At 47.7% G+C, this 14,726-nt stretch carries 14 protein-coding genes; all 14 read right to left on the bottom strand.

Going from position 1 to position 14,726, the window contains the following annotated elements:
- Window positions 1–21 precede the first annotated feature (21 nt).
- Window positions 22–960, bottom strand: coding sequence for a quinolinate synthase NadA (gene nadA, locus NSQ20_RS00310; RefSeq protein WP_036606114.1), 939 nt, complete (start codon window positions 958–960; stop codon window positions 22–24).
- 299 nt (window positions 961–1,259) lie between these two features.
- Window positions 1,260–3,305, bottom strand: a complete 2,046-nt coding sequence (ftsH, locus tag NSQ20_RS00305; protein ID WP_036606115.1) for an ATP-dependent zinc metalloprotease FtsH — start codon at window positions 3,303–3,305, stop codon at window positions 1,260–1,262.
- Window positions 3,306–3,405: 100 nt separating this feature from the next.
- Entirely contained in the window at window positions 3,406–3,945 is a 540-nt protein-coding gene (gene hpt / locus NSQ20_RS00300) for a hypoxanthine phosphoribosyltransferase (RefSeq protein ID WP_017691352.1), read from the bottom strand.
- 52 nt (window positions 3,946–3,997) lie between these two features.
- The gene (gene tilS / locus NSQ20_RS00295; protein WP_340031570.1) at window positions 3,998–5,416 is read right to left on the bottom strand and encodes a tRNA lysidine(34) synthetase TilS; all 1,419 of its coding nucleotides are present in this window, start codon (window positions 5,414–5,416) and stop codon (window positions 3,998–4,000) included.
- A gap of 65 nt (window positions 5,417–5,481) precedes the next feature.
- Window positions 5,482–6,429 (bottom strand): protein kinase, encoded by a 948-nt coding sequence (locus NSQ20_RS00290; protein WP_036606117.1) that lies wholly within the window; start codon window positions 6,427–6,429, stop codon window positions 5,482–5,484.
- Window positions 6,413–7,165, bottom strand: a complete 753-nt coding sequence (locus NSQ20_RS00285) for a VWA domain-containing protein (RefSeq protein ID WP_036606118.1) — start codon at window positions 7,163–7,165, stop codon at window positions 6,413–6,415. Before NSQ20_RS00285 ends, NSQ20_RS00290 begins: the two co-directional genes overlap by 17 nt.
- Window positions 7,166–7,250: 85 nt before the next feature.
- Window positions 7,251–9,758 carry a stage II sporulation protein E gene (gene spoIIE / locus NSQ20_RS00280; protein ID WP_179088724.1) on the bottom strand — a complete coding sequence of 836 codons (2,508 nt, stop codon included), beginning with the start codon at window positions 9,756–9,758 and terminating at the stop codon, window positions 7,251–7,253.
- 473 nt (window positions 9,759–10,231) lie between these two features.
- Window positions 10,232–10,762 (bottom strand): S1 domain-containing RNA-binding protein, encoded by a 531-nt coding sequence (locus NSQ20_RS00275; RefSeq protein WP_017691357.1) that lies wholly within the window; start codon window positions 10,760–10,762, stop codon window positions 10,232–10,234.
- A 198-nt stretch (window positions 10,763–10,960) separates the two neighbouring features.
- On the bottom strand, window positions 10,961–11,296 hold the full coding sequence (locus tag NSQ20_RS00270; RefSeq protein WP_076254642.1) for a septum formation initiator family protein: 336 nt from the start codon (window positions 11,294–11,296) through the stop codon (window positions 10,961–10,963).
- Between the two features lie 11 nt (window positions 11,297–11,307).
- Window positions 11,308–11,877 carry a spore cortex biosynthesis protein YabQ gene (gene yabQ, locus NSQ20_RS00265; RefSeq protein ID WP_017691359.1) on the bottom strand — a complete coding sequence of 190 codons (570 nt, stop codon included), beginning with the start codon at window positions 11,875–11,877 and terminating at the stop codon, window positions 11,308–11,310.
- Window positions 11,874–12,158, bottom strand: a complete 285-nt coding sequence (gene yabP / locus NSQ20_RS00260) for a sporulation protein YabP (protein WP_036606119.1) — start codon at window positions 12,156–12,158, stop codon at window positions 11,874–11,876. The genes yabQ and yabP overlap by 4 nt, the downstream gene beginning before the upstream one ends.
- A 172-nt stretch (window positions 12,159–12,330) precedes the next feature.
- Window positions 12,331–12,609, bottom strand: a complete 279-nt coding sequence (locus tag NSQ20_RS00255; protein WP_017691361.1) for an RNA-binding S4 domain-containing protein — start codon at window positions 12,607–12,609, stop codon at window positions 12,331–12,333.
- The gene (locus NSQ20_RS00250; protein ID WP_017691362.1) at window positions 12,609–12,881 is read right to left on the bottom strand and encodes an HU family DNA-binding protein; all 273 of its coding nucleotides are present in this window, start codon (window positions 12,879–12,881) and stop codon (window positions 12,609–12,611) included. The genes NSQ20_RS00255 and NSQ20_RS00250 overlap by 1 nt, the downstream gene beginning before the upstream one ends.
- Before the next feature lie 310 nt (window positions 12,882–13,191).
- Entirely contained in the window at window positions 13,192–14,685 is a 1,494-nt protein-coding gene (mazG, locus tag NSQ20_RS00245) for a nucleoside triphosphate pyrophosphohydrolase (protein ID WP_340031569.1), read from the bottom strand.
- Window positions 14,686–14,726 lie beyond the last annotated feature (41 nt).

Below are 14,726 nucleotides of genomic sequence, written 5' to 3'. Positions count from 1 at the left end.
TTGGAGCAAGAGTAGCGCATCCTACTTTACCAACAACATGCGCTCTAGTGATTCTCTGGCTTTGTCGGCAACGGCCGGTGGCACGTAGATTTGCGGCTTCATCGTTTCCAGGCATTTCACCAGTTTCTTCAAGTTGTTCACCTTCATGTTGGGACATACGAGGAACTTGGTAGCAAAGTGGAACTGTTTATCCGGACTATCCAGACGAAGCTGATATCCTGTACCATCTTCGGTACCTACGATAAATTCCTTCGCTGATGAATTTTTGCAATACTCCAGAATAGCTGTTGTGCTGCCTACAAAATCACCCATTTCTACAACCTCAGGGCGACACTCTGGATGGACAACAAACTCCGCATTGGGATGCTTGGCTCTCATCTCCACCACATCTTTGACTGTAAGCATATCGTGAGTGTTGCAGTAGCCTTCCCAGATAATCATTTTCTTGTCTGTATGCTGCTGCACATAATGTCCCAGGTTTTTATCCGGTACCCAGATAATTTCGTCGGAATCCACCGATTGAATAACCCGGACTGCGTTCGCCGATGTACAACAGATGTCAGTCTCTGCTTTGATCTCAGCCGAGGAATTGATATACGTAACCACCTTGGCATTAGGATGTTGTGCTTTCAATTTGCGTAGTCCATCCACATTCACCATATCTGCCATTGGGCAGCCCGCACGTTCGTCCGGGATAATAACTGTTTTATTTGGCGCAAGAATTTTAGCGCTTTCACCCATAAAATGAACACCACAGAAAACGATCACATCCGCATCTGTCTGTGCTGCCTTCTGGGCTAACAGAAACGAATCTCCACGGAAGTCGGCAACCTCCTGTACTTCGTCACGTTGATAATAATGGGCAAGAATAATGGCATTACGTTCCTTCTTCAACACCATAAGCCGCTCACGCAGCTCGCGGTTCATCTCAGCCTTGCGCTCTAAAGCCAGAGCTTCCACCTGTGATCCTCTCCTTTATCGGGACAGCGTCATGCGCTGTTTCGTGGGCTAACCTAAGTCGTTATCTTCGCTTGAGAAACGAATCACAAGCGGTTTAACAACTAATTTACACAACGTTCACGACTCTGTCAATAAATGAAAAAGGCCCGGGACAGCGCTGTAACCACCTGTTTGCTAACTGGTTCGCCATCTAACTCCCGTTTATCTTTATCTATCCTCTTTTAAAATAATGGATAAAAAAAGAGAGCCTCGAGGGCTCTCTTGATTTCACCTGCTATCATAGCCAGATGTATTGTGTATTAAGACGTTGGCTTAGTTCCGCCATCATCCGGGTTATTGTTATTACCCTTTTCCAGATTCGGAGCTTCGTTTGGAATATCTCCGGCTGGTGGCTCAGGCGTTTCATCTTTACCTTGAATACGAACACGCACATCACCGATGGTGTCGATGATTGGCTCTCCGCCTTCAGTTGGTGTGCCTTCACCATCATTGTCATTCTCTGCTTTTGGAGTCAAAGAACCTGTTTCGATCAATTGCTTGATCTGATCCATTTCCAAAGTCTCAACCTCAAGCAAAGTTTGAGCGATCAGGTGCATCTCTTTTGAATGTTTAACAAGCAAGTCCTTACACTTCTCATAACAGTCATTGATAAAGCGTTGCATTTCCTGATCAATCTCGTAAGCAATGGAATCCGAGTAATTCTGTTCATGACCGATATCCCGACCAAGGAATACCTGTCCTTGTGAACTTCCGAATTGCATAGGTCCCAATTTCTCACTCATACCGTATTCCATAACCATGCTGCGAACAATACCTGTCGCTTGCTGGAAGTCACTGTATGCACCAGTACCAATTTCTCCGATGAACAATTCTTCAGCTACACGACCCCCGAGAAGTCCGGTTACTTTATCCAGCAATTCCTGCTTGGTAACCAGCATACGGTCTTCTTTTGGCAACATGATTACATATCCACCCGCACGTCCGCGCGGAATAATGGTCACTTTATGTACCATATCAGCATGTTCGAGGAAGTATCCAACAATGGTATGACCTGCTTCGTGATAAGCAACGATTCGTTTCTCGCGATCACTGATGACACGGCTTTTCTTCTCCGTACCAACGATGACACGGTCAATCGCTTCGTCAACTTCCTTCATGGAAATATCTTTACGGTTACGACGCGCTGCAAGCAATGCCGCTTCGTTCAAGAGATTCTCCAAATCCGCACCAGAGAAACCTGTTGTACGCTTCGCGATAATATCCATCTTCACATCTTTGGTCAGTGGTTTATTACGGGAATGTACTTTCAGGACAGCTTCACGACCTCTTACATCAGGGCGGTCAACCGTAATTTGACGGTCAAAACGTCCTGGACGCAGCAAGGCAGGGTCCAAAATATCTGCACGGTTCGTTGCGGCAATGATGATAATACCTTCATTAACTCCGAATCCGTCCATCTCAACGAGCAACTGGTTGAGTGTCTGTTCACGTTCATCGTGACCACCACCGAGACCAGCACCACGCTGACGTCCTACAGCATCAATCTCATCGATAAAGATGATACATGGGGCATTTTTCTTCGCATTTTCAAACAAATCACGAACACGTGATGCACCGACACCGACAAACATTTCCACGAAGTCGGAACCTGAAATAGTGAAGAATGGTACACCCGCTTCACCGGCTACGGCACGAGCGAGCAATGTTTTACCGGTACCTGGAGGCCCTACGAGCAATACGCCCTTAGGAATCCGCGCACCTACTGCTGCGAATTTACGAGGGTCCTTGAGGAAGTCTACAACCTCAACAAGTTCCTGTTTCTCTTCGTCAGCACCCGCAACATCTTCAAATGTAACCCGCTTCTTCTCTTCGTTGTAGAGACGAGCACGGCTTTTACCAAAGTTCATTACTTTACCGCCGCCGCCTTGAGCCTGATTAAACAGGAAGAAGAACAGCAGGAACATAATGATCAAAGGAATAAAGGAAGTCAGCAACGTCAACCAGATGCTGTCACCTTTCATTGGCTCCTGATGATATTGGAAATTGTTAGTTTCACTTGCAGCTACAAGCTCACTAATTGCCTCATCCGTAGGAGGAATATACGTTGAGAAATTTTCTGATTTGGCGCCATCAGGTGCCTTCTTGTATTGACCGGTCACGAGATACGTTTGACCGTTGAATTGAACCGTCAATTCAGAGACATTGTTGGCTTTGATCGCTGCACGCAACTGATCATATCTAGGATTATCGGTGGCTTCGCCGCCATTGCTGACGAACTGGACTATCCCCACCACAACTAAAAAAAGAATCAAATAAAAACCAGAATTCCGGATGAACCGATTCATCCCCTACCTCCTCTCGAGACACTTTAATTATTTTAACATAGCCCGACATGGCTTCTCAACAGAAGCCAAGAACAGCTCAAGGCTTGGGTCGGGCAGGATATTAGCTACTATAGACTTCCGGCTTCAAAATCCCGATATAGGGCAGGTTCCGGTACTTCTCCGCAAAATCCAAACCGTAACCAACGATGAACGCGTCAGGAATGTCAAAGCCTGTGTAATGAGCTTCCAACTCAACTTTACGGCCTGAAGGCTTGTCGAACAGCGTAACCACTCGCACCGACTCGGCACCGCGGTTTTCTAGCAGTTCAATCAGATAGCTGAGTGTAAGTCCGCTGTCGATAATATCTTCGACAATCAGAACTTCCCGTCCTTCTACGGATACATCCAGATCCTTAATGATTTTGACAACACCTGATGACTTGGTGGAAGCGCCGTAACTGGATACCGCCATAAAATCCATTTCAACAGGTACCGTTATGTTTTTAACCAAATCAGCCATAAATATAAACGCACCCTTGAGCACACAAATGACCAAAGGATTGCGATTTGCATATTCGGCACTTAGTGTTGCGCCTAATTCCTTGACTTTACTCTGAATTTCTTCTTCACTGATCAATACTTCCTGAATGTCGTTCTGCAACTGTGCGAACCTCCTAAGTTATACTATGAAAGCCTTACCTGAACCATAACCACTACCCCTGAATCGCTGAATCGCCTACAGTCATGTACAGGATTGCGGAAGTGCCCTCCCTGACAGGAGCCACACTGGACCGTCGAACACCCGGTAACCAGATGATATGACCTGCTCCATCACATACCACAGGAATACGTGGACGGACAGATGGGGGGATTTTCTCATCGATGAAAATATTTTTCACCTTTTTGCTTCCGTTTAATCCCATCACTTTCATGGTATCTCCAGGTAACCGTGAACGCACAACCAGCGGCATAAGCAGTTGATCCGCATCAAACGCGGCTTGATCCGCCGATTCCGGTACATGATAGTCCTCGGGACTCACCGTCATCAACCGAATATACCGGTTAATTGGGGTGAGTGAAAGCTCATAAGTTCCACTCCATTGCGCAAGACGGTACTCGTAAGATTGATCCTGTACGTCCGTCCGTATGCCAAAAGAAATCAGATTATACTCCCGAGTGCAGGCGAGTGTCTGTCCTATATCCAGGCTCCAGGTCGTCACATGGGTCTCTATGACCTTGCGCCGAATGGTTTCTATACGGGTAAAGTCGACAAAATCACTGTCCAAAGGCAGATAATTCAATATTAGTTTAATCAACCTTCGTTGTAAAGCGACATGTAACTTCAAGAAGGAAGGCACCTCAAAGGTTTGCCTTCCGCCGTTCACCTGCACTAGACACCTGTATGTGTCATATGCACTCTGCTCCATGAAATCGTCTTCATCACCCACAATTTCGGCAAGCCGATTCAATGACGGCGTGAGTTGTCCATTATACTGCCCCAAAAAAGGAAGCACATCCAAGCGAATGGCATTACGCCGATATTTACGCAGGGCGTTGCTCTCATCATTGAAATACATAAAACCCTGGGTAATACAAGCTTCTACAAGGTCTGTCTTGTTTATACGAAGGCATGGACGAATAAGTTCCACATTTTTTTCTCGTCTTTTAAACTTCATTCCTGAGAGTCCCGACAAGCCGGTTCCACGAAGCAAATGAAGCATGACCGTCTCCGCCTGATCATCGGCATGATGTGCCAAAGCGATGCTTGCCGCATTATATTTGGAAGCCACTTCGTGCAAAAAGGCATATCGCTTGTTGCGGGCTGCTTCCTGTGGTCCTTGACCCGTAAGCTCCATATATGAAGGTACATCGGCCTTGGTCCATTCAAATGTAATACCAAGCTGTTGTGCCAGTTCCATCATTTTCTCCGCTTCATCATCAGATTCACTCCGGAAGCCATGATGCACGTGGGCACAGATCAATTCAAGTGGCACATGCCGCTTGCTGATCTCGTGCATGATATGCAAAAAAGCCACCGAGTCCGGCCCGCCCGATACTGCGACGACAATCCGATCCCCGGGAACCCATAACTGATGCTCTTCCGCTGCATCCAGCACGTTCTTTACTAGCATGTTCCAGCGTAAAGCCTCCATACCTGTTCCTCATTCCTTGCGTTATGTATATGCACTCTCACAGATCAGAAAAGTAGTGCATAGATGAGCACTCCAATAAGTAATATCACAGATACAGCAAATGCGTTCATAAGCCAGCGCGGTGTTGTACTTTTGGAACGACGGCGGAGAGGCGTGGGGCGTGCCATCATTTCCTTCCACCCTTGTGCCGCATGACCTGCATCACGAAACTGACCTCGTAATGCCTGAGTTGTCCAATTGCGAAAAGGACCCAGTCGTTCACTGCGCTCCACCAGCGCTACGAGCTGATTCACACTTCGCAGTTGCGGTAATCCTTCGGCCGCCAGTGCCTTGAGCGCGTCTGCTTCAAGTACATGAATCAATAATAATGCAAATGCAAATACATCATAGGTACCATCTGCCGTACGGCTACCTGCATTCCAGAAGCCCCGATCATACCATTCGGTGAACTGTTTGACGCTTCGTCCAATCGACGTAACTCCGCCGTAGTCGATCAATTCCACCTGCCCATAGTCGGATACCAACACATTCTGAGGTTTGAGATCACCAAACACCCATCCCGCCTGATGCAATTGTGCCAGCTTCTGCAAGAGTCTAAGTCCCACCAGAAGTGTCCAGTCTGTCCCCTGACGCCGAATAAAGTGATGAAGTGCCTCACCTCTAACGTAACGCATCACATAAAAGGGAATATCCCGGCCACGAACGGCATAATCATCCACATCTTTAAGATAGGAAGGAATGCCGCTCTGCCGAAGGGCCTCATGATTACGCTGTAGTTGAAAAGATTTGAGCACATTGACTTCCGATTGCAGATCAACCGGATCAAATCCCATTTTTAACGCGTAGTGTTTGCCATTTTCACCCCGTTGGACAAGAAAAACGATGCCATTAGCTCCTTTGCCCAGTAGCTTCCGAATCGTGTAACGACTGCGATTCCATTTCCCTGTAACCACTGTTCCTGGCGGGAAAGAGGCGTCAGACAACGTTGTCACCGAGCATCCCTTCTCTTTCAATGCGATAGTTCCCTTCTATTTCCTGCTGTTTCTCCAGTGTACCATAACGGTAAAAATCAATCACCTTCTGAATTGCAGGACCTGTCGGCGTTGCACCCTTCATCTGCAACCTTCCAAACAAGGACCGAACACGGCCTGGATCCGTTGTCCAGTCAATATCCATTACCGCATCTTCTCCACTGTGTCGTCCCGGAAAATGAAATACGGAAAGCTTGCTTTGACCTATACGCGCCTGCAAACTTAACATTAAATCGCGAATGCCTTCTTCTACCGCAGCCAGTTTGGGCTTCATGCTGGCACTAACGTCGATTAACAATATAACCTGTAAGGCTATAGTTTCAGCCATATCATCCATCACTTCCACGACCCTGGCGCGTTGTGCAGGCTCCAGATCGGTTACCGTTTTGGGCTCCTTCTCTCCCAAAATTTGTGTTAACTCTCTATTAACCGCCTGCTGAATGGTCTGAACCACCGTTTTTCTTGTCATCATCTGCATCGTATGGGCAAGCTGACGTGTACCTACAATTTGGCTGATTCCACCTCCAGCTCTGGCAATATCCTCAATCTCCCGGCTACCCAACTCACCAATGGTTCCATAATCAATCACGCCAACCACATTAACCGTAATCCCCTCTTCCAGCGCTTCGGCCGCTGCCAGCACCGGACTTGGTCCTACATTGGAACAACCGTCGGTGATCAATAAGATTTGCTTCATCCGATATCCCTCCGTTATTCGTTACTCTCCAACTCTATGACTAGCATTGCCAGAATGAAGAGACTTCAAACAGAAGAATATGCAATTAACTGACGGTCCGTGGACGCTCCATCCGGTTGATGCCAGGCACACGCAGTGTGGCCCATTCAGGGCGGAAATGCTCTACTTTTCCAACAACGACGGTCATATCATCCAAAATCTCATGCTGCTGATATCTTATGACACTTTCAAGCAGGCAATCGGCCAAATCTTGTGGATCATCTGTATCAATCTCTTGAATGAGCCGTTTCATCCATAACTCTTTGTTCACCGCATACCCCGGTGCATCATAGATGCCATCCGTCATCATAATGAGGATATCCCCCGGCTGAAGCTGTACCGTCACCAGATCCACTTCAATATCTTTAATAATACCGATTGGCAAATTGCTGGCTGAAACCTGAATAACCTCCTGTCCTCGTTTGATAAAACTTGGCGTCGATCCGATTTTCATAAACGTGGTCTCTGCCGTATATTCATCGATCAGCGCCATATCCACTGTTGCATACATCTCTTCAGGGGAGCGCAGCATCAGAACGGAGTTCACGGATTTGATCGCCAGTTTCTCGTCCATGCCGGACTGTAGCAACTGTTCCAGTATGTTCAGCGCCGCGCTGCTCTCCATGCGTGCCCGTTCTCCATTGCCCATTCCATCACTGAGCGCCACCGCGAATGTACCGTTGCCTAACTCAACCGTACTGAAGCTGTCGCCTGACATCACATCTCCCCCTTTTGCGGCGGCAGCAACACCCGTGGTTACCTCGAACGTTTTGGCCGAACCAAACGTGACGGTTGCCAGTCCCTGACGAGGATCGGTCATGGTCTCATGCAAGACGGCAATATGCTCGTCCAGTACATCCGAGATCAGCGGAGCAATCATTTTCCGGCACTCATCGAATCCACGTGTATATGCATGTACAATCTCAATCTCTACATTGCCCGCTTCCAGATTGATGATCTCAATGGAGTGAATGGATAAGCCCAGTGACTCCAGTGCGTCCCGAATCTGCTCCTCCTGCTGTACCATCTCATCACTTTCCCGCTGAATTTCTTTGGCCAGGTCCTCCATGACCTGAGATACACCAGACAATTGCTCTGCAACCAGCTGCCGGCTATCGATAATTTGACGCTTCCATTGCATGTTATGTTGATGCAGTCCATACTGGGCACGCATGACTTCAAGGACCTCTTCCGGTTTCGCACACACCCTGTTCCAGTCGACTGGAATCTGCTTGCCTGAGATCTCAGGGTTTCCTTCAATCGTACTCATCACGTCCGTCATATATTTGTAGGTTTGAATAAACTTCGCATCCCAGCATTGTGTACGCTTGAAACAGCTTGCACATGTGCCCTCGGCAACCGCATTCATGAAATGGTCCATTCCACCTTCTTTCTGTACCTGCTCCCCTGCACCGGACATCTGATCAAAGCTACGTGACAATTGACGGAATACCTGTGAGAACCGGGTTACCCGTTCTGCCGTGATATCCCGTATCCGTTTGGCATACTCATGCTGCGATTTGGTATGATCCTGCGTACCCGGTACATATTTGGATATCGCCGTCATCAGGCTTTTAGGTGTTAACATGAATAGTACGATAGCTGCACACGTCTCCCATAATGAGTTCATCACATCGCCCGGTCCGCCCAGATATATGGATAGAATGGACGAACCCAGTAGCATGCCCAGTGCAACCGCCGCACGTTTGCCTTCTCGAAGCATACCCGCCAGCATCCCGGCAAAAGCAAGCAGGCTCATCTGATACACCGCTGACATGTCAGCCAGACTCAGAATCAAGCCGGTAATGACCCCAACTGAGGCTCCTAGGGGGGCTCCGCCCACTAGAGCAAAGATTAATATGAGATAACGGGAGAGCATATGCTCGACGGATAAGGACTGAATGGTCCACCCTACGGCTCCCGTCATAACGGAAGCGAGCAATATGATCAGGCAGAGGATCTCCTCGTTCTTTAGGCTGAACTTTTTTTTGCGGTAGGTGAAGATCGGTATGGCTTGTATAAAAACAAGGGTGAGCACGAAACTTAGTACGGAATCCATCGTGAGCATCAGCATCGCGTACCAGCTGAAGGATGGTCCAATCACAACCGCGAATAACTTGACCATAAATGTAGTCGTAAACACCATTGTTGGTGCATAAGATAATTCAGCACGATCATATGACTCCAGACCGCGGAAGAGCAGATAAAAGATGGCGATCTCCGATGCAACAATGAGTGGTACCGGAAACGGTGCAAAGAGACTGCCTGCGAGAAGTGCAGCGCCTACCGGAATGATGTAATCCCTACGCATGAAAGCAATTACGGCGAAGTAAGCAATGGCAAAGGGAGATAACTCATTCAGGATCATTGCCTTTCCGAGCAGGAACCCCATAAACGTAAGCAGCAGTACCCATTTGCGGGAAGCAACCATCTGGACAGCCTTGCGGGAGCCAAGCCATTGTTTCAGACGTACCGACAGCTCCTCCCGAGCTTCCGTACCTCCTTTACCTGCTTTCATTCCCGGAAATTGAATGACATTCCACTTTTCCATCATCCTCAAGGCACCCCATTCGATTAATTTGAATTTTCGTGTTTCGTTCTCGATGGTTCTGATTATAGATAGATTAGAAGACGTAGTTTGTCAGAATAGGTGGGCAGGGTCCAAAAAGTTTACGACAAAAGAAACAAGCCTGGCGCGGTGGAGCGAAACCCCCGGCCTTATTGTGGTTTCATTCATTCTCCTACTTGATTCCGACAATCGGAATGTCTGATTTTGAACCGAAGATGGTTTGGTCTCGCCACCATTTGAGCAGGATAACTGTGGAATGCCACGGAAACCTGTCGGTAAAAAATGGTAGACGACAAATGTTCTTATGGTTTCATTTTGCCGTGCAGAAAAACTGGGGATATGGAGCTTCACCTTACAAAAAAAGCTATTCAACTACTTATCTGTGAAAGAAACGCAAAAAAACCGTTAGCCCATGGGCTAACGGTTTTACTTATATGTTTAGATCAGGTTGTGACAGATTACACACGCTTGGCTCCACGGCCTCCGCGTTTGCCTTCTGTGTTCTTCTTAAGCGAAGAGATCCGCTCTTCACTATCTTTCAGGAAGCGTGACATTTTATCCTCAAATGAAGGTTTGCCTGCTGCGGGCTTGAAAGAACGGCCTCCGCGGTCACCACGGTTAAATCCACCGCCGCCACCACCACGACCTTGGCCACCACTTGGGCCTCCGCCGCTGAATCGTTCGCGATCTCCTCCACTGCGTTCCGGTCTAGGAGCTCTCGGGGGTCTAGATTGGGTTTGTTGCTCAACCGGTTTGTCAACAGCTTGCTTAATGGAAAGTCCGATCTTGCCATCCTTGTCAACGTTGATAACCTTCACTGTAACGAGGTCATTCAGCTTCAGGTGGTCGTTGACATCTTTGACATAATTGTCGGCGATTTCCGAGATGTGAACGAGACCCGTGACACCTCCTGACAGATCCACAAATGCTCCAAAATGCGTGATTCCTGTCACCTTGCCCTCTAACTTGGTGCCCACTTCAATTGCCATAGAATAAAATGATCCTCCCTTAAAAATATACAACCCGATTTTTTGAATGCCAAAATCAATGCTGCGCTAATGTAATTATACCTTATGCCATAAACCAAGGTCAACTGAACACTACCCCATCAGAGAGCCTATTTTTTCCGGTTTAACGGCTTCAGACACACGGATAACAAACCTAGCTCGGTAATAGACCGAATTCCATCAGTTCCCTGACTCTTCAACCTGGATCGGCGTTTCCTCAGGAAGATAATATCCTTTTTTCCGTGCCAGCTGTCCTATGTATTCAGGGTCATTCAACCGGCTGACTTCGTACTTCAACTGTTCCAGCTTCTTCAACGTATCTTCCTTTGAAGCTTGCTGAGTGGCCAGATGAGAACTCTTGTCCGAAATTTGTGCATTCTGCACAAGGAATGTATATCCTGCCCATATTACAAATACAATCATAAACGTCATCCAAAGCATGAGGCGCCTTTTTGCACCGGCAGATTTTCCTTGGTTAGTTGGAGCCTTTGATCTGCCCACAGGTGTTTTACCCATTACGGACCTCCTTAAAACCAGCGTTTCCACATCGCTGCAATTCTTGTACCCACACGGATCATGAAGCGTGGCGTTACCCAATGTTTCAGGAGCGGCCTAAACATCCAGCGGAACAACTTGCCGAAAGGTACCAAACACTGCAGCACCAGCCTGCCCAGGAATAATAGTATCGCAATTACAAAACCGAATAATACGCGAATTAACTTATAAATTCCTTTAGCCGGCATAACGATCAGGATGTTAAGGATATGTCCACACCAATGAATCAGCGTTCTTGCGAGTTTAATTAACATTACCACAAAACGCTGGGTTGTAACACTTAAAAGCCAAAAATAGAAGCAAACCCCTATAATCAGCCCCAAAAAGACATAAAACCGCAACTGTCCGTGGTTTCCGGCGTATAGCATCCGAAAAACGAACAGCGCGGAAGCAACCCAGTACAACAGATCGAGCGTGTGTATACTCCATCTCGGAAACCGCAGCTGTCCGGACAGTACCCGGTAACTGTCGTAGGCCATTCCCATCACGACCCCCGAGGTGAGCATCCACATCAGTGTGATCCATTGAGTATCCGGACTCATCGGAACATCTTGCCAAACAGGCCTTTACCATTTTTGGACTGGGAACCGGGGTCCAGATATTGGAGCGAACTGACTGTGCCTTCAATGGATAACAGACCTTCCTCCAGGCTCAGGTTTTTGATATGTAAATTGTGCCCCCGGATGGTCAGATGCCCAAGTTCAGTCTGCAGCAAAAATTCCTCACTGTCGAAGCTCTCCACGTTGGAGACACCCGTCAGATCCAGCAGTTTCCGATTCTGCATGCTCAGATGATGCTGTTTGGCCTTACCGTGCTCAACCATGGCATGTACCCCTCCTTCTTACACCTAGCTTATGGATGTGGAGGTTGGAATAGAACCAGCGTTGTTGAACAAATAACCCGGCATCCAGTAAAAACAAAAACGCCCTTCCCTGTTACAGGAGGACGTTTCGATTCAACTTGCATTGAATGAATATTTAATACCAGATGTACTGTTACCAGTTCATTCCGTTATCCTTGGCGATCGGCTCTTCCTTCACCAAGGTGTAGAGGCTACTCGCCTCATCCTTCTTGGTACTCTCGGCAATTCGTTCCACCCTCACAGTGACCAGTTTCTGACCGAACTGAACCGTCAGCTCATCGCCCACTTTGACAGCGGCGCTGGGCTTAGCTTCACGTCCGTTCACCAGAACACGTCCCTGTTCAGAGACGTCCTTGGCCACAGTGCGGCGTTTGATTAGCCGGGAGACCTTCAGGAATTTATCAAGACGCATTATTTTACGGCTTCTTTAAGTTTGTTGCCTGCTTTGAATGCAGGAACAGTGGACTCAGGAATCACGATTTCATTCCCTGTTTGTGGGTTACGTCCGGTACGACCGGAACGTTTGCGGGTCTCAAAAGTGCCAAAGCCGATCAATTGTACTTTGTCTCCGCTGGCAAGTGCATCTGTAATTTCTCCCAAAAAGCCGTTCAATACGGACTCAACGTCTTTTTTAGTCAAACCACTTTTGGTTGAAATGTTGTTAATCAGATCTGTTTTGTTCATTTTTAAAAGCCTCCCAAATTGAAAAAAAAGTATCTGCGATTCCTGACAATACATCGATTGCCACTGGTTTCGCGTAAGGTTACTACACATGTATTCTGGCTTGGCATCTGAAATCCTGCCTTGGTCCGCGACTTTTTTTAGCTTTTTGTCGATGGTCCGCAGGCAACAGTCTAAGACCAGTACCCGAAACCATCCGTCGCTAAACACCAACCCCAGTTTACACAGATGAACACATGTTCGTATTATCATAACACACTGCATAGCATGAATGGAATAAGGTTATCTGGCTTTTCCCAGAAAATTGAACCTGTTATAATCCTGCCTTCTTCGCATCCTGCCAGAATTGCTCCATCTCTTCTACATTGCTTTCTGCTGGTGTTCTTCCCTGTTCGCGAAGACGCTCTTCGATGTACTGGAACCGCCCGATGAACTTGCGGTTGGTCGCAGCAAGCGCCTCTTCCGGGTCCGTATCGATGAATCTTGCAACGTTTGCGGCTGCGAATAATAAATCACCCAGTTCGAGCTTCCGTTCTTCCGCAGACTGGCCTTGTTGCACCGCTTCTTTTAACTCCGCCAGTTCTTCCTCGATCTTGGCAAATACACCTTCAACATCATCCCAGTCAAAGCCTACTTTGGCTGCTTTCTTCTGTAACTTGTATCCCTTCATCAATGCAGGCAAGTCACGCGGTATACCATCCAGCACGGAAACCTTCTGCTGATCCTGGCCTTTGCGCTTCTTCTCCTCTGCCTTCATCTGTTCCCAGTTCTGAAGAGCTTCATTCGCATCTTCTGCCTGATTATCGCCAAAAACATGTGGATGGCGGAAGATCAGCTTATCATTCAAACCTTCGATGACATCATACACATTAAATGTGCCCACTTCTTCTTCCATCTGGGAATGCAATAAAATCTGCAGCAGCAGATCACCCAGTTCTTCTTTCATATGGTCGGGGTCATCCTCATCGATCGTCTCAATGACCTCATAGGTCTCTTCAATCAGGTTTTTGCGAATGGACTGATGTGTCTGCTCCTGATCCCATGGACAGCCACCCGGACTGCGAAGAATATTGACGATCTCATGCAAACGCGCAAAGGAACGGCGACGCATCGCATCATCAGTGTTCTTCGGTACATAGATCAGTGACAGATTGCCGTACCCTTCGATCCGGTCCAGTTCGTGCAATGGAATCTTGTGAATGACCTCCTGGCCCTGTACACCCAACGCGTGACCCACAAATACCGGATAATCATCCGGGTAAACCTCCATCAGGCATAGCTTCACATCCGAAGCAGTAAACACATCGTAGACTTGTCCAATCAATGTATGTAGCTGTGGTTGTACCAATTCCGTGTTCAGGCTGCTGGCATCCAGAAGTTGAAACCCTTCAATCGGGTCGAATCCAAGCCGTATAAAGGCTTCGTCCAGGAAACTCTCTCCGCCCATGACACGCAGTGAAATGCCCATCTGCGGACAACGTTCTTTGAGCAGGCGTACACTTGCTTCTGCCACCATCGGATGACCAGGTACGGCATACACAATCTCCGTTCCAGCCTCACCCTTGCGAGCAGCTTCTATCAGTTGGTTCGCGATCTCATCATATACTTCGGGGAAGGAGGACTTCGCCTCATAGATGGCATCAAATGATGTCATCTCCAGCCCCTCTTGCTTCAGATCATTCAATACGGGATGATCCAGGGTACGTACATACAGCGTAGCTGCATGTTTCATTTTTTTGATAATACCTACGGTCAGTTGGTCTGCATCTCCAGATCCAAGACCCACTACGGTTAAAGCTGCACTCATTACGTAAACCTCCATCCGGACTATCCTGTCCAGGCTCACTG

It is taken from the genome of Paenibacillus sp. FSL K6-1122 (genome assembly GCF_037977015.1).
GTDB classification, from domain to species: Bacteria; Bacillota; Bacilli; order Paenibacillales; family Paenibacillaceae; genus Paenibacillus; species Paenibacillus amylolyticus.
Note: the sequence above shows the minus strand (reverse complement) of the source record. Positions and strands in the feature narration are given on the sequence as shown.